At 44.3% G+C, this 19007-nt stretch carries 15 protein-coding genes; 9 read left to right on the top strand and 6 right to left on the bottom strand.

Annotation, left to right across the window (positions count from 1 at the left end; translation table 11 throughout):
• Positions 1-130 precede the first annotated feature (130 nt).
• Entirely contained in the window at positions 131-940 is an 810-nt protein-coding gene (locus tag R7Q11_RS14270; protein ID WP_225466535.1) for a hypothetical protein, read from the bottom strand.
• 210 nt (positions 941-1150) lie between these two features.
• On the bottom strand, positions 1151-3226 hold the full coding sequence (gene metG / locus R7Q11_RS14265) for a methionine--tRNA ligase (protein WP_005387290.1): 2076 nt from the start codon (positions 3224-3226) through the stop codon (positions 1151-1153).
• 162 nt (positions 3227-3388) lie between these two features.
• Between metG and apbC the strand changes: the two genes are divergently transcribed.
• The 3 genes from apbC (at position 3389) to R7Q11_RS14250 (ending at position 7564) form a co-directional block, all read left to right on the top strand.
• Complete coding sequence (gene apbC, locus R7Q11_RS14260) at positions 3389-4465, top strand: iron-sulfur cluster carrier protein ApbC (RefSeq protein ID WP_005380830.1); 1077 nt, start codon at positions 3389-3391, stop codon at positions 4463-4465.
• A 180-nt stretch (positions 4466-4645) separates the two neighbouring features.
• Positions 4646-5287, top strand: a complete 642-nt coding sequence (gene udk, locus R7Q11_RS14255; protein ID WP_005380833.1) for a uridine kinase — start codon at positions 4646-4648, stop codon at positions 5285-5287.
• 189 nt (positions 5288-5476) lie between these two features.
• Complete coding sequence (locus R7Q11_RS14250) at positions 5477-7564, top strand: AsmA family protein (protein WP_225466534.1); 2088 nt, start codon at positions 5477-5479, stop codon at positions 7562-7564.
• Between the two features lie 62 nt (positions 7565-7626).
• On the opposite strand, the gene cobO is transcribed toward R7Q11_RS14250, so the two are convergent.
• The gene (cobO, locus tag R7Q11_RS14245) at positions 7627-8232 is read right to left on the bottom strand and encodes a cob(I)yrinic acid a,c-diamide adenosyltransferase (protein ID WP_065274711.1); all 606 of its coding nucleotides are present in this window, start codon (positions 8230-8232) and stop codon (positions 7627-7629) included.
• Between the two features lie 117 nt (positions 8233-8349).
• On the opposite strand from cobO, the gene R7Q11_RS14240 reads away from it, so the two are divergent.
• Positions 8350-8799, top strand: coding sequence for a low molecular weight protein-tyrosine-phosphatase (locus R7Q11_RS14240; RefSeq protein WP_025767219.1), 450 nt, complete (start codon positions 8350-8352; stop codon positions 8797-8799).
• Between the two features lie 60 nt (positions 8800-8859).
• Here the strand turns inward: R7Q11_RS14240 and R7Q11_RS14235 are convergent, their stop codons facing one another.
• Positions 8860-10419 carry a SulP family inorganic anion transporter gene (locus R7Q11_RS14235; RefSeq protein ID WP_005380840.1) on the bottom strand — a complete coding sequence of 520 codons (1560 nt, stop codon included), beginning with the start codon at positions 10417-10419 and terminating at the stop codon, positions 8860-8862.
• Positions 10420-10751: 332 nt separating this feature from the next.
• The gene (rne, locus tag R7Q11_RS14230) at positions 10752-13835 is read right to left on the bottom strand and encodes a ribonuclease E (RefSeq protein WP_158174067.1); all 3084 of its coding nucleotides are present in this window, start codon (positions 13833-13835) and stop codon (positions 10752-10754) included.
• Between the two features lie 639 nt (positions 13836-14474).
• On the opposite strand from rne, the gene rluC reads away from it, so the two are divergent.
• On the top strand, positions 14475-15419 hold the full coding sequence (rluC, locus tag R7Q11_RS14225) for a 23S rRNA pseudouridine(955/2504/2580) synthase RluC (protein WP_021033985.1): 945 nt from the start codon (positions 14475-14477) through the stop codon (positions 15417-15419).
• 58 nt (positions 15420-15477) lie between these two features.
• Here rluC and R7Q11_RS14220 read toward each other — a convergent pair whose 3' ends face one another.
• Positions 15478-16059: a Maf family protein gene (locus R7Q11_RS14220; protein ID WP_005380845.1), complete on the bottom strand. Its 582-nt coding sequence runs from the start codon at positions 16057-16059 to the stop codon at positions 15478-15480.
• A 149-nt stretch (positions 16060-16208) separates the two neighbouring features.
• Between R7Q11_RS14220 and yceD the strand changes: the two genes are divergently transcribed.
• From yceD to R7Q11_RS14200, 4 genes are read left to right on the top strand one after another with little or no spacing between them, the layout of a single operon-like run.
• Positions 16209-16733 (top strand): 23S rRNA accumulation protein YceD, encoded by a 525-nt coding sequence (gene yceD, locus R7Q11_RS14215; RefSeq protein WP_005387307.1) that lies wholly within the window; start codon positions 16209-16211, stop codon positions 16731-16733.
• Between the two features lie 59 nt (positions 16734-16792).
• On the top strand, positions 16793-16963 hold the full coding sequence (rpmF, locus tag R7Q11_RS14210; protein ID WP_005396978.1) for a 50S ribosomal protein L32: 171 nt from the start codon (positions 16793-16795) through the stop codon (positions 16961-16963).
• Between the two features lie 10 nt (positions 16964-16973).
• On the top strand, positions 16974-17999 hold the full coding sequence (gene plsX / locus R7Q11_RS14205; RefSeq protein ID WP_017633846.1) for a phosphate acyltransferase PlsX: 1026 nt from the start codon (positions 16974-16976) through the stop codon (positions 17997-17999).
• 5 nt (positions 18000-18004) lie between these two features.
• Complete coding sequence (locus tag R7Q11_RS14200) at positions 18005-18955, top strand: beta-ketoacyl-ACP synthase III (protein WP_017821385.1); 951 nt, start codon at positions 18005-18007, stop codon at positions 18953-18955.
• The last annotated feature ends 52 nt before the right edge of the window (positions 18956-19007 follow it).

The raw sequence follows: 19007 nt of genomic DNA, 5'->3' as shown, positions 1-19007 counted from the left end.
ATTGGCGCTGGACTAAACAAAGGCCCCCTTTTAGGGGGCTCACACAAAGCCACCTTCTTTAGAAGGTGGTAATTTACTTTTATTTATAAGTCGGCGACGAACCAAGCACCAATAATAAGGTATGGAACGTTTATCCTGCTAGTGAGAGTCTGGGTAACGGTAGATATAATGACTCTACGACATCTGAAAGGACATGGTCGTAAGTATTGAAGATGGTCAATGACAAGTCCGATGTGACGCCATAAAGCTCTGATTCTGTTAAGTCGACATGACTCCCTGTCACGTATTCATTTAGCGTCTGTATTGAGCGCGTGGAAGCAGGAGAGGTAATGCTAAGTGGAGCGATAACCGCTAGTTGGTTTAGCTTACGCATCATGACCGATGCATAATTTTTGAAACGCTCATTTCCGCCTTGCTCTCCTAAATCTTGAATGCTGATTCGTAACTGAGTCAGGGTCTCCAAGCTATCCATAATGTTTTGCCAGTTCATGTGATACTCATTATGCAAGTCATCTCTTTGTTCAACCGCTAGCCATGCGATGGTTACTTCATCCATCAAAAACAAGCAATGACGAATTAACTTACCATGCTCCATCTGGTTTCTTGCAACACTATGGTCATCCCATTGTTCAAGTAGTTTCCCTACTTTAATCTGTAATACGCGATACATGGGTTTGTTTTCAAACCGTGAGGTTTCGACTAAAAGATGAAGCTTGTTGGTGAGATCGTTATGAAGGACTTCTAATTCTTGTTCGTTATTTTGTTGAAATTGAAGTGAGTAGTGCGTCGCAGCTCGATGGCGTCTCAGCAGATGAACAACATCTCGCAATAATGTTAACAGCTGATATTTACGCGCGTGTTGCTGCTCTCGTTTAGAAGATAAGTGATATATTCCGGCTAAAATAGCGATAGATAATAATGTGGAAATTAAAACAAACATAACCAACTCCTTGTTAGTGTTTGGACCTAGCAAGGAAGATTGCAGTTTTGATGCCACTAATTAAATTCTATTAAAACAGTAATTTAGGATTGTGATGGGAGAGGTGCTGTACAAGTTTGGTGCACAAATTCCCCAAAAGTGTGAATTCAGTCAAAAAAAGTCCCCGCTGAACTGGCGAGGACTTTTTAAATTTGATTGTAAAGCTACAACTTACATTACACGCATCCCTGGTTGAGCGCCTTCGTGTGGCTCAAGGATCCACAGGTCGCTACCACCAGGGCCTGCCGCTAGGATCATACCTTCAGACATACCAAACTTCATCTTACGAGGTTTTAGGTTTGCTACCATTACTGTTAGCTTGCCTTCTAGCTCTTCAGGTTTGTAAGCTGACTTGATGCCAGAGAATACCTGACGAGTTTCACCACCGATGTCCAATTGGAACTTAAGCAGTTTGTTGGCTTTTGGTACTTCTTCACAAGAGATGATACGAGCGATACGCATATCTACTGCAGCAAAAGCATCGAACTCAATCTCTTCAGCGATTGGTTCTTTGTCTAGCTCGGTTTGGCTAGCCTTGTTCTTTTCCGCTTCAGCTTTCTCTTTCGCCGCCATTTCTGCCGCCGCATCTTCTTTAGACGCTTCGATCATCGCTTCAACATTCTTCGGATCGATACGGTTGAACAGTGCTTTGAACTTAGTGATCTCGTGGCCTGTTAGTGGAGCAGCGATGTTTTCCCAAGTTAGCTCTTGGTTTAGGAACGCTTCAGTACGCGCAGCTAGCGATGGCATTACTGGTTTCAGGTAAGTCATCAGTACGCGGAACAGGTTGATACCGACAGAACAGATGTCTTGTAGTTCCTGATCTTTGCCTTCTTCTTTTGCTACAACCCACGGTGCTTTTTCATCAACGTATTGGTTAGCTTTGTCTGCCAATGCCGTGATTTCACGGATTGCACGACCAAACTCACGCGTTTCGTAAAGCTCAGCGATACGGTCAGCAGCAGCAACAAATTCGTTGTAAAGTTCAGGCTCTGCAAAGTTGTCAGACAGTTTGCCTTCAAAACGTTTCGCGATGAAACCTGCGTTACGAGATGCCAGGTTAACGATCTTGTTAACAACGTCAGCGTTTACGCGCTGAGTGAAGTCTTCAAGGTTAAGATCTAGATCATCGATACGGCTGTTTAGCTTCGCAGCGTAGTAGTAACGTAGACACTCAGGGTCTAGGTGCTCTAGGTAAGTGCTTGCTTTTACGAACGTACCTTTAGACTTCGACATTTTTGCGCCGTTTACGGTTACGTAACCGTGTACGAATACGTTGTTAGGCTTGCGGAAGCCAGAACCTTCTAGCATTGCTGGCCAAAATAGGCTGTGGAAGTAAACGATGTCTTTACCGATGAAGTGGTACAGCTCTGCTGAGCTGTCTTTTTTCCAATACTCGTCGAAATCTAGGTCGTCGCGCTTGTCACATAGATTTTTGAAAGAGCCCATGTAGCCGATAGGCGCGTCTAGCCACACGTAGAAGAATTTGTTCTTCTCACCAGGGATCTCGAAGCCAAAGTATGGTGCGTCACGTGAGATATCCCATTGCTGCAAACCAGATTCGAACCATTCTTGCATTTTGTTCGCTGTTTCAGCTTGTAGCGAGCCAGAGCGAGTCCACTCTTTTAGCATGCTTTCAAACTGAGGTAGGTCGAAGAAGAAGTGCTCTGAATCTTTCATTACTGGCGTCGCACCAGAAACCGCAGATTTAGGATTGATCAGTTCTGTTGGGCTGTAAGTCTCACCACAGTTGTCACAGTTGTCACCGTATTGGTCTTCAGACTTACATTTTGGACAGGTACCTTTTACGAAACGGTCCGGTAAGAACATCTCTTTTTCTGGATCGAACAGCTGAGAGATAGTACGACTAGAGATAAAGCCATTTTTCTTCAACTCAAGATAAATGTGTGACGCTAGCTCACGGTTCTCATCTGAGTGTGTGCTGTGGTAGTTATCAAAGCTGATATCAAATCCAGCGAAGTCTTTTTGGTGCTCTTCGCTAACTGCGGCAATCATTTCTTCAGGAGTAATACCCATCTGTTGCGCTTTAAGCATGATTGGCGTGCCGTGAGCATCGTCAGCACAGATGAAGTTTACAGTGTTGCCGCGTAGGCGTTGGTAACGAACCCAAATGTCCGCTTGGATATGCTCAAGCATATGACCAAGGTGGATCGAACCGTTAGCGTACGGAAGGGCACAAGTTACCAGCATTTTCCTTGACGGAAAGTTTTTTGGATCGTTTGCCATACTTAATATTCGCTTTTCTTGATAGGTATAAATAAATTTTGATGGATAATACTACCCCATGAACTGACTAACTCCAAGGTGTCAAACTGCGGAATGCCTTAGTTTTTTTGGGGTTCTGGTTGAGCCTGGACGGTGGTAGCATGACATCTAAAAGGAGGGCTTATGCATCAGTTCACTTCAAAACAAGATTTTTGTCACTGGTTTAACCAATTCCAACATCCACAGTTGGTGGAAAACTGGGCAGATATTCATGGCGCAATTTCGATTACGACACAGGGTTCTATTGATATAACGTTGCCATTCGCAAGTAATGAGCTTCAAACCGTACTGCATGACTGGATCAAACAGCAGCAAGCCTCGGGTAAAGTGGCTGAATTCCCATTTAATATTCGCCTTGGAGTTAAAGCTTTAGAAACTCAAGTGGCTAACTCGGTTAAGGGTGTTAAGAACATCATTGCCGTCAGTTCTGCGAAAGGTGGCGTTGGTAAATCTACTACCGCAGTTAACTTAGCGTTGGCGATTGCTCAATCTGGGGCGAAAGTGGGATTGTTGGATGCAGATATCTATGGTCCGTCTGTACCTATGATGTTGGGGCAAGAAGATGCTAAACCAGAAGTTCGTGATGGCAAGTGGATGGAACCCATTTTTGCTCACGGCATCTATACTCATTCTATCGGTTATTTGGTGGATAAATCAGAAGCGGCGATATGGCGCGGTCCAATGGCTTCAAAAGCATTGTCGCAGTTATTAACTGAAACAGATTGGCCAGATTTGGATTATTTGGTGATTGATATGCCGCCAGGTACGGGGGATATTCAATTGACTCTGTCACAACAAATTCCGGTAACAGGTAGCGTGCTAGTCACAACGCCGCAAGATTTAGCCCTTGCCGATGCAAGGAAGGGAGCGGCAATGTTTAACAAAGTCCATGTCCCGGTTATTGGTGTTGTGGAAAACATGAGTTATCACATTTGTAGTCAATGTGGCGCGAAAGAGCATATTTTTGGTATGGGCGGAGCTGAAAAAATGTCGCAAGAATTTGGCTTAGCATTGTTAGGACAAATTCCGCTTCATATCTCTATGCGAGAAGATATTGACGCTGGCGTGCCAACGGTAGCAAGACGCCCAGAAAGTGAGCATGCAGGGTATTATAAGCAACTTGCCGATCGCGTATGTAGCACGATGTTTTGGCAAGGCAAAGCAAAACCAGATGCGATTAGCTTTACAATGGTGAACTAAGTTTACTATGCCTGTTGGTTGATAATTGCACATTTTAACGTTTGCTCGGAGGGTAATCCTCTGAGCAGGCAGAAACTTATGACTAAACCCTAATTCCAACTAGTAACTATGGGGTGAACTCCCTATAATCAAGCAGTTTATCTTTTTATGTGACTAGAAATCATCATCGGGTGCAAACTAATGTCTGATAATAATCAATGCGTCATCGTAGGTATTGCTGGCGCTTCTGCTTCTGGAAAAAGTCTGATCGCGAGCACTATTTATAATGAGCTTCGCGCGAAAGTAGGCGATCATCAAATCGGTGTCATCACGGAAGATTGCTACTACAACGACCAAAGCCACCTAAGCATGGAAGAGCGAGTAAAGACGAACTACGATCACCCGAGTGCGTTGGACCACGACCTACTGTGTGAGCACCTAGAAAAATTGGTACGTGGTGAAGCAGTAGAAGTGCCTGAGTACAGCTACACTGAGCACACAAGAACAATTAACACCACCACAATGACACCTAAAAAGGTGATCATTCTAGAAGGTATCCTTCTTCTTACAGACCCTCGTCTTCGTGATTTGATGCATGCGACAGTATTTATGGACACACCGTTAGATATTTGCTTGCTTCGCCGTGTTAAGCGTGATGTGGAAGAACGAGGCCGAACTATGGAGTCTGTTCTTAAGCAATACCAACAAACAGTACGTCCGATGTTCATGCAGTTTATCGAACCTTCTAAGCAATATGCGGACATTATTGTTCCTCGCGGTGGTAAAAACCGTATCGCAATTGATGTATTAAAAGCTCACATTGCAAGACTTTTGAAAGCTTAAGCCTATAGACGGCTATATCGCTTTATTTTTAGGAGAAGAAGTGGCACCTTAAGTGCCACTTCTTTTTTTTGTTTTTAAATTAGTCAGTTGCAGGTTAAAACCAGACACTTTTCACGCTTTTGTGGAACTGTCAGCGGCAAATGGAGTCTGCGCTTATAATTGTAAAAACACTCGAGCAAGGAAAAACAAATGAAGAAACTGCTCTTAATTCTAGCAATACCGATTGTGGTCATTTTGGTCGCAATTTTAGCGTTAACCATCTTCGTCAATCCGAATCAGTTTAAACCCCTTATTGTTGAGCAAGCGCAAAAGCAAACGGGATTAGAGTTGGTGATTGAAGGGGATATCAGTTGGCAATTTTTCCCATCGATTGGCTTTGAGTTGGGACATACAGAATTGCGAAACCCACAAGGCTTTAGTAAACCCAATTTATTCAAAGTTGATACCGTTGGTATAGACATCTCTGTTATGCCACTTTTTAGTCAACAGCTTGAAATTGGAAACGTCACGCTTGATGGTGCTGAGTTCTACATTGAAACCAAGAAAGATGGCAGCAAGAATATTGATGCATTGACGAAAGCCCAAACACAACAAGCAGAACAAGAGAGCAATGCTGCGCCTACGCAAAATGGTGAAACGCAAACTTCTGGTTCTGAGTGGAGTATTAATCTTGCTGGCGTTACGGTTTCTAACGGTTCATTAGAAATGCAGGATAAGCAAGCCGGTAGTTACACCAAACTTTATGATATTTCATTAAACCTTTCCGAATTCGCTTTTGACAACTGGACAACGGCTGATTTTGGCGTGAAGGGCGAAATGAACGACCAAAAGTTCACCGCGAAAGGTCAGGCAGACTTTAAGCTAGAAAAAGGTTTGGCAAACTACGCGCTAAAGAACATCAACTTTGATGCGACATACTCTGACCCTGCCAATAAAATTGAATCGGCAACGATCGGTTTAGACACGTTTGAATTTGATAAAGTAAATAACCTGACTTATGCCATTAAGGGTGACGCTGGTGGTATGAAGTTAGATATGCAGGGTGCTGGTCAACTTAGCGTGGACAAGGCTATCAGCAAAGTACAGTTGGATAAGTTAACTCTTAAATCGACTTTTGAGGGTGATGCCTTACCTCAGTCCCCGATGAAAGTCGACATGGTGTCTGATCTGTCTTTCGACCTAACGAAAAACCATCTGAGTTTTGTTCTAGAGAAGTTAACAGCGAATGCTATCGCCTTAGATGGTAAGGCTGATGTGGCACTCGGTGATATTCCTAAAGTACGCTTTGCTCTCCATAGCCCCAATATCGATCTTGATGAGTTCTTAGGGTTAGATAAGCAAGCTGCCGAAGGTAATAAGCCTGCTTCTGGTGGCGAGAGTGCTCCTGCCGGACCTGAGGTTGAGCCTGATTTGTCTGCGTTGAAAACGTTAGATGTAAAGGGTGACATTACCATCGACAAATTCAAAGCGGCAAATGCGAAGATGGAAGCGGTAAAAACGAGCTTCACTGTAAATCGTGGCGTGTTTGAGCTTACATCTTTTAGTTCGAAGTTGTACCAAGGCTCAATCTCAGCGACAGCGAAGTTAGATGCACGCCAATCACCAGCGACTTACAGTGTTAAAAAGTCAATCAAAGGCGTGAAAGTTCAACCGCTACTTATAGACGTTGCTGAAAACGACAAACTTGAAGGGACAGGTAACATTGATGTGAATGTTACAGGTAAGAGTCTCACGCCTACCGGTATCAAGAAGAATCTATCTGGTACGGTTGTTATCAATTTTGCTGACGGTGCGGTGAATGGCATCAACGTTGCTCAGTTGATTCGTGAAAACTATGCGAAATTTAAAGGGCAAAAAGTTGAAGGCACCAATGTAGCTAAGAAAACAGACTTCAGTGCGATGACGGCGACATTGAAACTCAACAAAGGTGTTGTATCAACGGATAATATGCAAGCTCAGTCTCCATTGTTACGTGTTCGTGGTAAAGGTACCGCAAACTACATCAATGAAACAGTCGACTTTACTATCAGCACGTCAGTTGTAGGCAGCCTAGAAGGCCAGGGCGGTAAAGATATAGATGAGCTGAAAGACATCACGATTCCAATCAATGTGTCTGGTAAGTGGGCAGATCCTAAATTCAAGCTCGTATTCGATGATGTTCTGAAGCAGAAAGCTCAAAAAGAAATCGATCGTGGCGTGGAGAAGCTAACGGACAAAATCAAAGACGAGAAAACCAAAGATGCGGTCGATGGTTTATTGAAGAATCTTTTCAACTAACCGTGCGTGAAAATCAAAAGGGTTGGCATTTTGCCAACCCTTTTTAAATTACTCTGCGAGTGTTACCAATCGACGCCTTTGAGGGCTTTTACGCCAGATTCAAATGCGTGCTTTACATTTTTCACTTCAGAAACGGTATCGGCCATTTCAATCAGGGTTCGATGTGCGCCACGCCCAGTAATAATAACCGACTGCATTTTAGGTCTGTTGCTCAGTGCTTCGACCACTTCGTCTAAGTCGATGTAGCCGTAGCTCACCATATAAGTTAGCTCGTCAAACAAGATGACATCGATAGAGTCGTCTTGCAGCATGCGCTTACATTCTTGCCATACGCCTTGCGCTGCTTCGGTATCAGCGGCTTTGTTTTGAGTTTCCCACGTAAAGCCGGTTGCCATTACTTGGAATTCAACGCCGAGTTTCTCAAGTAGGTTGCGCTCACCGTTGTCCCAAGTACCTTTAATAAACTGCGCGACAGCACAATTCAAACCATGACCCACTGCGCGTGCGATCGTACCGAATCCTGATGTCGATTTACCTTTACCATTTCCGGTAATGATCAGTAGCAGACCTTTTTCCTCTTTAGCAGCAGCGATTTTTGCGTCTACCTGTTCTTTGACTTTTTGTTGGCGAGCTTTATGGCGTGCTTCTTTATTTTCTTCGATAGACATAATACTTCCTCAATTCCTTTTCGTGCTGTGCCCAAGCTAATTTGGGTTCATTGATTTATCTCGCTATGATAGACCAACATATCGTGAAGAAAAACCACCGATAATTCAGGGAATAAAATGAAGAAAATACTTGTTGTTTGTATGGGAAACATTTGTCGGTCACCAACTGGAGAGGCAGTGTTAAGAGCGAAAGCTCAAAAGCTAGGCGTTGAAGTAGAGGTTGATTCGGCAGGTACAATTGGCTACCACGCAGGAAACCGACCGGATTCAAGAGCGATGGCAGCAGGAAAGCAGCGAGGTTATTCTTTTAAAGGAATGCAAGCGCGCCAAGTCACCATTGATGACTTTGAAAAGTTTGACCTTATATTAGCCGCAGATAAAGCAAATTTGGCCGATTTATTGGATATTTGTCCGTTGAAGTATCGACACAAAGTATCGTTATTTTTAAGTCATTCTGAGTCAGGTTACGACGAAGTCCCGGACCCATATTATGGTGGGGAAGATGGCTTTGAACTGGTGCTTGATTTAATCGAAGAGGCATCAGACGCAATTTTGAAGAAGCTGTAATCGCCGTGCTTGAAGACAATAGAAAAAGGGATGAGCTCAGCTCATCCCTTTTTATTCGTGTTAACCCGCTAGTATGTCGGTTGCGACTTTGTAGCTTGGGTCTTCCTTCACGTTAATTTCAACCAAGCTGCCAGCTTTGTCCAAAAGTTTACGACAATCTGGGCTTAGGTGACGAAGGTGCAGCGTTTTACCTTGAGCATTGTAACGCTCAGCCAGTGTTTCAATGGCTTCAATTGCAGAGTGATCTGTCACGCGAGAGTCTGCAAAATCGACAATCACATCTTTTGGATCTTCAGGCGCGTTAAACAACTCCAGGAAGTTAGCCGCAGAGCCAAAGAAAATAGGGCCGTGAATCTTGTACTCTTTTGAACCTTCCTCGTTTAAGCACGTGTCGGCATAGATGTGCTTAGCGTGTTGCCATGCAAACATTAATGCAGAAACGATAACACCAACCGCTACGGCAACAGCAAGGTCAGTAAGAACAGTAACAACGGTCACAAGAACAATAACGAAGAAGTCTTGCTTCGGTACGCGGCGTGCTAGCTTAAATGTTGCCCATTCGAATGTACCAATGACAACCATGAACATCACACCAACCAGAGCAGCGAGTGGGATCATTTCAATTAGCGAAGAAGCGAATAAGATAAACATCAATAGAGCGATAGCCGCAACGATACCAGATAGACGGCCGCGACCACCTGAGTTTACGTTGATCATCGACTGACCAATCATCGCACAACCACCCATTGCGCCAAACACAGAACACGTCATGTTTGCCATACCTTGACCGATACATTCGCGGTTAGATTGACCACGAGTATTCGTCATCTCATCTAAAACTGTCAGTGTTAGTAGAGATTCAATTAGACCAATGGCCGCGAGAATGATCGCGTATGGAAGAATGATTTGTAGTGTCTCTAGTGTAAATGGTACCGCAGGAATAGAGAAGGTTGGTAGTGAACCTGCGAGTGTTGCAGCTTCATCACCAGACATTGTACGCAGGAAGTCAACAACAGTGCGAGTTTCCAGATCCAAGCCAACCACTAAAGCCGTCACCGTTACGATCGCAACAAGTGAAGAGGGTACAGCTGTTGTGATTTTTGGTAGAAAGTGAATGATTGCCATAGTCAGCGCAACCAAACCAAGCATTAGCAGCATCTGGTCTTGTGGTAGCCAAGTAAGCATGCCGTTGATGTCTGGCGCTTTAAACTGACCCAACTGAGCTAGGAAGATAACAATAGCCAGACCGTTCACAAAACCGATCATCACAGGGTGAGGTACGATACGGATGAACTTACCCAATTTAAACATACCAGCGGCAATTTGAAGAATACCAGCGAGCATGATGGCTGCGAATAGGTACTGGACACCGTGAGTCGCGACAAGCGAAACCATTACGACTGCCATGGCACCTGTTGCACCAGAAATCATGCCAGGACGACCACCGAAAATGGAAGTAATAAGACCAACGATGAATGCAGCGTAAAGACCGACCATCGGATCTACGCCTGCGACGAACGCAAATGCGACAGCTTCAGGAACCAATGCTAGCGCAACGGTTAAGCCTGATAGCACATCATTTTTTACGGAGTGCTTAGAAAATTGGGGAAATTCGAACATGTTTGTTTTTAAGTTCTCTTTGCAATGAGTTAAACCCGACACATATTCGTATTTGCACAAGCCACTGGAAGGTTGATTTTTAATCAAACATTGCAGTGTAAACCGTAGTATTAAAAGAGCAGCATCAGAATGGTGTCGAAAACTTGAGTCGGCGCATGCTACCGAAAAGTGTGATTAAGTTCAAGAATGATACGAATAATGGCGTACAAATGTGATCACGAATTGGTATTTATATGAACAATTTATTGGGCAAATATGAAGATAAAAAAGGCTACCAGATGGTAGCCTTTAATTTATTTATGCCGTTAAGCAGTTGAACGTAATGATTTAGCCTAGTTAAAGTTAGGCTTTGTCATCTCTGCCGATGCACGGTTTTTAGCCACTTGGCTACCTGCACCTTTAGCTTGGTAACGTTCGGTTTTGAACGGCGCTGCTGCAACCGTGATTTCGCGTAGCTCTTGAGGGCCAGGTGCTTTCGTCATCGGTGCGCTAGCGTTTAGCTTAGCAGCAACTTTAATGGCTTCGACTTTAGGCTCTGGTTTATCTACTGGCGCTTCGGCTACAATCTCTTTTGCTGCTTCAACGATAGGCTCTTCAGTAGGTGCCGTTTCTACAATGGCATCAACCGGTTCAGCATGTTCAGTTACAGGAGTTTCAACGATAGGCTCTACCGATGCTGTTTCTACTACTGCCGATTCAGCTTTTTCTGCGATTACTGTTTCAACAACAGGTGCTTCTACTACTGGAGCTTCCACTTTCGCTTCAACGGTTTCTTGAACCTTGTGTTCAACAACTGGCGCATCTGTTACGACAGGTTGCTCGCGACGAATAATCACTTTACCCATTGCCATTTCTGGACACGCAAAGCCACCTTGGATTGTAGGTACTGCTGCTACAGCTTCTTCCTTAACTCGCTCTTCCTTCTTAGGTGCTGGTTTCGGAATGTAACGTGGCATTACTTTACCCATAGCCATTTCAGGAGAAGCGACACCTCCCTTACGTAGGCGGAACGGGTTAGGGCGGCGATCACGGCCACGGCGACGACGCTGGCCGCTTGCACGCAGGTGACGTGGCGAACGACGATTACGACGTTGCTTAGACTCTGCTTGCTTGTTGTCTTGTTGTGCTTCTACCGCTGCTTCTGTTGGCTTCTCAACTTTGGTTTCAACCGTTTCTTGAGTCTTAACCGCCGTTTCTTCTGCTTTCTTCTCAACCGCTTCTTGGTCTTTAACGCGTACAGACTTGTTCAGTTTGCGACGTTGGCGACGCTCCTTCACTTTTTCTGCTTTCGCGTTTTGTTGCTTTGGTTTGCTCTCTTCTGGTTTTGTTTCAGTTCGAGCTTCCGCCGCTAGCTGCAGGCCTTTTTCCGCTACTTTTGCATTTGCTTTTTGCTCTTGGGCTTTGTCTGCTTGTTGAGCTTTAGGCTTACGCTTTTGGTTGCGGTTTTGCTGTTTATTGGTTTGTTGTTGAGCTTCGTTTTGCTCATTCGCTTGCTCATCACGAGGCTTACGACGACGTCGGTTATCGCGATTGTCGCGGTTATCACGATTATCACGATTATCGCGCTGGTTGTTATTGCGACGACGATCGTTGCGATCACGCTTATTACGTCGATTATCGCGATTTGGTTTTTTCTCTTCCTGAGGTTTCTGTTCTTCTTTTGTTTCTTCAGAACCACCGAATAGGAAGCTACCAAGTGCTTTAAACAGACGGCTGAACAATCCAGGTTTCTCTTCTTGTTCAACGTTTTGTTCTTTCTTCTTCGCCTCAGGAGCTGGTTTAGCTGCTGGTGCAGGTGCGGTTTGAGACGGAGCAGCAAAGCCTTTAAGAACTGGCTCTTCAATTCGTTTTGGTTTTACGTCAACTTCCGCTGGCTCTTTACCTTCTGCTTCTTTCATTGCTTCCAGTTTCTTAGGAAGTAAGTAAGAAATCAGATCGAACTCTTCGCCTTCACGAACACGGATAACTTCAAAGTGCGGTGTTTCCATATCAGAGTTAGGAACAACCGTAATTTTCACTTCTTGAATGCGTTCGATATGGTTTACTGAACGACGTTTTTCGTTCAATAAGTAAGAGGCGATTGGCACAGGTACGACTGCAAGTACTTGTGCTGTGTTGTCTTTTAGCGCTTCCTCTTCAATTAAACGAAGTACAGAAAGTGCTAGAGATTCGTTGTCGCGAACGACACCAGTTCCGCTACAGCGAGGACAGATGTGGTGGCTTGCTTCTGCTAGAGAAGGGCTCAAGCGCTGGCGTGACATCTCCAACAAACCAAAGCGAGAAATACGACCGATTTGTACACGAGCGCGGTCAAGGCGAACGGCTTCACGTAGACGGTTTTCTACTTCTCGTTGGTGACGAACTGGGGTCATATCGATAAAGTCGATAACCACTAAGCCACCTAAGTCACGTAGACGCAATTGGCGAGCAATTTCGTCGGCTGCTTCTAGGTTCGTGTTTAGAGCTGTTTCTTCAATATCGCCGCCCTTGGTTGCACGAGCAGAGTTGATATCGATAGACGTTAGTGCTTCAGTCGGGTCAATAACAATAGAACCACCAGATGGCAGACGCACTTCACGTTGGAAAGCCGATTCAATTTGGCTTTCGATTTGGTAGTGGCTGAATAGTGGAACTTCGCCTTCATATTTCTTAACGCGGTTAAGGAAATCAGGGCGCACCAATTGAATGTGCTCTTTTGCACGTTCGTAGATGGTGTTGCTATCAATTAAGATTTCGCCAATATCACGACGCAAATAGTCACGGATTGCACGAACGATAACGTTACTTTCTTGGTGGATTAAGAATGGAGCAGGGTTAGAGTCCGCTGCACCTTTGATTGCACCCCAGTGGTTAAGTAGTACATTCAAATCCCACTCAAGCTCTTCAGCACTCTTGCCAACGCCAGCAGTACGTACGATTAGGCCCATGCCCTGAGGCAGTTCCAAAGTACTTAATGCGGCTTTTAGTTGAGTACGCTCGTCACCTTCGATTCGACGAGAAATACCGCCAGCACGAGGGTTGTTAGGCATCAGAACAAGGTAACTACCAGCAAGAGAAATGAAAGTAGTAAGAGCTGCGCCCTTGCTTCCACGTTCTTCTTTTTCCACTTGAACGATAACTTCTTGGCCTTCCGTTAGCACTTCTTTGATGCTTGGACGACCTTGGTAGGTGTAACCTTCAGGGAAATATTCGCGGGCAATTTCTTTGAGAGGGAGGAAACCGTGACGCTCGGCGCCGTAATCAACAAATGCGGCTTCTAAGCTTGGTTCGATACGTGTGATACGTCCTTTGTAGATATTCGCTTTTTTAGATTCATGACCTGGACTCTCGATATCAAGATCGAAAAGTCGCTGGCCATCAACCAGAGCGACACGCAACTCTTCTTTTTGAGTTGCGTTAATTAACATTCTTTTCATTGAAAATTCTCGTTGTCTTTTCTTTTATATCTTTCTTGTCGACTTGCCACTGTTTTTTCGCTCTTTCACGGTGCCTGATCCCATGGCTTGTATTTTGCAGCCTCCCGGCTGGAAGGGGATGCTCTCGGGCACTTCAGTCATCACAAGCCTCTTGTGGTTTCTGTTGGAAACGTAGACTTGTGACCCGCTATTTGGGCGGTAGGTACTCAACGTGAATATGCGAGGAGTAGGGTGGCAAGAGTGTTGAATTCGATGTGTCTCACGCCAATGCTGCACTCGACCTTCAACGATCTACTCACATTGCTTGAGGATAAATGATTGGTAATGAATAAAATGTAACCAAACCTTCCTTAGCAGCTGTGAACTATAGCAGTGCGCGTGGCTATCAGCAATCTGCTTTCACGCAAACGATAGAAAATTTGCCGCTAAACTCAAAATTTCTATTTTATAACTGGCTGTTTCATAAGCAATTGAGATGTGCAAACTGTTCAAGACAGAAAACAAATTGAGAACTTGATTGAGAGTTTTAATAATTTAAACAAAAGCTTGGCGAAATTTAGACCAGTATGTGCCACCGAGTGTTTCTTTTACGACAAGAATAATGTGAAGTCGCACGAAATTGAGTTTACAATACGGCTCATGAACGAAATAAGAACAAAAGTCCAGTTCGTCGACATTGACGAAGATATGGCGGGTCAGCGCATTGATAATTTTTTGCGCAACCAATTAAAAGACATTCCTAAAAGCATGATTTACAGAATTGTGCGTAAGGGCGAAGTGCGCGTAAATAAAAAGCGTATAAAAGCAGAGTACAAGTTAAAAGCAGGCGATCTCGTTCGTATTCCACCGGTTACCGTCGAGAAAAAAGATGACGATGTCGCACCAAGTACGAAACTTAACAAAGTCGCTGAGTTGGAAAATATGATTATCTTCGAAGATGATCATATGTTGATTCTAAACAAACCATCTGGCACCGCTGTGCATGGTGGCAGTGGTTTAAAGTTTGGTGCGATTGAAGCGCTTAGGGCTCTGCGTCCTCAAGCTCGCTTTCTTGAACTTGTGCATCGTATTGACCGTGATACTTCAGGGATTTTGCTGGTTGCTAAGAAGCGTTCTGCACTTCGTCACTTGCAAGCCCAGTTTCGTGAAAAGACAGTAAAGAAGTTTTACTTAGCTCTTGTCATGGGGCAATGGAAAAGCAGTTGTAAGGTTGTGAACGCGCCACTGCTCAAAAACGAAGTGAACAGTATTGTTCGTGTTAACCCTAATGGTAAGCCGTCAGAAACGCGTTTTAAGATTTTGGAAAAGTTCGAACAAGCTACATTGATTCAGGCGAGTCCGATTACTGGTCGAACTCACCAAATCCGAGTTCATACGCAATACACTGGTCACCCAATCGCTTGGGATGATCGCTACGGTGATCGCCGCTTTGATGCTTATACAGGTCAAGTTGGTTTAGATCGTTTGTTCCTACACGCGGCAAACATCAAGTTCCAACACCCATCAAATGATGAGTGGATGGAAATCAACGCACCGATGGAACCGAAACTAGAAAAAGTGTTGGCGGGTTTAAGAAACGCGTAACCATGTTTTCCTCGCGGATGCAAAAGGGAGCCACAGGCTCCCTTTTATCGTATTTGGGTTAAAGGACATCGAGTCCTTGAACATGCAACATATCAATCAAATCAATCAATGGTAGTCCGACAAGTGTGTTCGGGTCTTTACCAACTAATTTCGTAAACAAGCAAATTCCCATGCCTTCGCTTTTAAAGCTGCCTGCGCAGTAAAAAGGTTCTTCCCTGTCGACGTAGCGTTCGATTTGTTCAAGCGTTAAATCTCTAAAGTGCACCTCGAAAGAATCAAAGCCGACTTCTGTATGGTTTGTCACGGTGTTATGTACCGCAAGACCAGTATAGAAAGTGATGACTTTTCCACTTTGAGCCAAAAGTTGATTTATCGCGTTATCTCTATTTAAAGGCTTGCCAACGATTTCACCATTAATGACACAAACTTGGTCACTGCCGATAACTAAACTTGCTTTATCCGTCTGGCAAGATATTGCTTTCTCTTGGGCCAGTCTCTGCACAAGTTCAGTTGGCGTTTCTTGGTCAAAAGGTGTTTCATCGCAATCAGGTGATAAACAAACGAATGGTAGTGAGAGCTTTTCAAGCAGTTGTTTACGAAAAGGGGAAGTTGAGGCTAAAACCAGTTGGTAATTTTTCATTTTGAATTACAATTCGTGGGAGCATTTCCAATAGGATAATCGATCAAAAATGATTCTGGCTAATGCTCTGTATGTTAAGCGCAAAAAAGTACAACTTTTTTGCCTTTTTCTTTGACTAATTTTGATTTGGAAGATAATATTCTCGCCCTATGCAAAAGGTAAAAATACCGCGAACGGTTGACCCAGCTAAAGCTGCACAGAAACGATTGGATTACGATGGCATCATCCAAGCTAGTCTTTTCAAGCGCTTAGTGGAAACAACTGAAGGCGTAAAACGCGACGCAGAAGTCTCATTGTCATTTGGGATGGATGAACAGCGACTCGTTGTTATCTCTGGTAAAGCTAACATCGAAGTCGATTTAGAGTGTCAGCGTTGTAATGAGGTATTCGCACATGAGTGCGAAGTTGAATTCCTTTCTACTCCTTACTACGGTGAGAAAACAGAACAGGAAGCACCAGAAATTTATGATTTGGTAGATCTAAATGAATATGGTGAATTAGACCTCATACAACTTGTTGAAGACGAGTTCATCTTAGCATTACCTCAAATTGCGATGCACGATGAAGCGGATTGTAGCGTTGATTCAAATAACATGGTTTTTGGTGAGATTCCTGAAGAAATTGAGGAAGAAAAACCGAATCCATTCGACGTTTTGAAAAGTCTGAAAAAGTAATAGGTGTGGTAGCCGATTCTTCTTCAGGTTTTTAACCCAATAGTATAGGAGTAGGGTCAATGGCCGTACAGAAAAACCGTAAAACTCGTTCTAAGCGCGGTATGCGTCGTTCACACGATGCGCTAACTACAGCTGCTCTATCTGTAGACGCGACTTCTGGTGAAACTCACCTACGCCACAACGTAACTGCTGAAGGTTACTACCGTGGTCAAAAGGTTATCAACAAGTAAGGTTGAACCTTTGCAAAGTATTACCGTTGCACTTGATGCAATGGGCGGGGATTTCGGTCCACGCGTAACAGTGCCTGCCGCCGTGCAGGCACTGTCTCATTTCCCAGAGCTAAAAGTGATTCTTATTGGTGATCAATCACTGATCACGTCTCAATTATCTCAACTCGGTACCTCGACCAGTTCCCGCTTGACTATTCTTCACAGCGAGAAAGTTATCTCGAACTCAGAAAAACCTTCATTGGCGTTACGTAATAGCCAAAATAGCTCTATGCGTATGGCTATCGATTTGGTTTCTGAGCAGAAAGCGGATGCTTGTGTTAGTGGTGGCAACACCGGTGCATTAATGGCACTATCGCGTTTCATTCTTAAGTTACTTCCTGGCATTGAACGTCCTGCTTTAGTTTCCGCTTTACCGACGATTACCGGAAAGCGCACTTGGATGCTAGATCTGGGGGCGAATGTATCGTGCGATGCTGATAGCTTGTTCCAATTTGCTGTAATGGGCAGTGCATTAGCTGAAGAACACTTGGGTCGTCCTCCTCGCGTTGCTGTGCTCAATATTGGCGCAGAAGAGATTAAAGGTAACGATTTAGTCAAACGTTGCGCAGAAATGCTTTCTCAGACCGATGCGATTAACTTTGTCGGTTATATTGAAGGTAATCAAATTTTGCATGATGTTGCTGACGTCATTGTTTGTGATGGATTTGTCGGCAACGTATGCTTGAAAGCCAGTGAGGGAACAGCTCAACTTTTTATCGAAAAAATTAAAACCAGCATAATGGCATCAACGATAAAGGGTTGGATAGCTAGAAAGTTGTTTTCTAGGCTGTTTAATGAACTAAAAACACTGAACCCCGACCAGTATAACGGCGCAAGTTTGCTAGGATTGCGCGGCATTGTCATAAAAAGCCATGGAAGTGCGGATGTATCTGCGATTGTCAATGCACTTGGCGAGGCAGTACACGAGGTCAAACGACAAGTACCAAGCCGTATTAGCGATCGTTTGGAAGCGGTTTTACTCGAGAGGCATTATTAGTCTTCATGTATAGCAAAATTTTAGGTACTGGCAGCTACCTGCCATCTCAGGTGCGTACAAACGCAGATCTAGAGAAAATGGTAGATACAAGTGATGAGTGGATCGTTGCTCGCACGGGTATTAAAGAGCGTCGAATTGCTGCAGAAAACGAGACTGTAGCAGACATGGCATTCTACGCAGCTGAAAACGCTATCGATATGGCGGGTATTGATAAAAACGATATCGACCTGATTATCGTAGCCACAACGAGCAGTAGCCATACTTTCCCTTCATCTGCGTGTCAGGTGCAGGCAAAGCTTGGCATTAAAGGTTGTCCAGCTTTTGACTTAGCCGCTGCTTGTTCTGGTTTTGTGTACGCATTATCTGTTGCAGACCAACATATCAAATCTGGTATGTGCAAAAACGTACTTGTGATTGGTTCAGATGCTTTGTCTAAAACGTGTGATCCGACAGACCGTTCAACCATCATCCTATTTGGTGATGGTGCCGGAGCCGTTGTCGTAGGCGCTAGCCAAGAGCCTGGCATTATCTCTACCCACATATACTCGGATGGTCAATTCGGAGAGCTTCTAAGCCTACCTGTACCTGTGCGGGGGCAAGATGCGGATAAATGGCTTCATATGGCTGGGAACGAAGTATTCAAAGTCGCTGTAACTCAGCTATCGAAACTAGTAAAAGATACGCTTGAAGCCAACAACATGCATAAGTCTGAACTAGACTGGCTAGTGCCGCACCAAGCGAACTACCGCATTATTTCAGCGACAGCGAAGAAACTTTCGATGTCACTAGACCAAGTCGTGATTACACTTGATAAACACGGCAACACATCGGCTGCAACTGTGCCAACAGCACTAGATGAAGCGGTACGTGATGGTCGTATTAAACGCGGTCAAACTCTGCTTCTTGAAGCGTTTGGCGGCGGATTCACTTGGGGCTCGGCCCTTGTGAAGTTCTAAGTTTCACAAGAATTCAAAATTTAAGGTGCACTTGGTGCATCTTATTTCTTTT

The sequence above is a fragment of the Vibrio sp. 970 genome (genome assembly GCF_033339075.1).
Note: the sequence above shows the minus strand (reverse complement) of the source record. Positions and strands in the feature narration are given on the sequence as shown.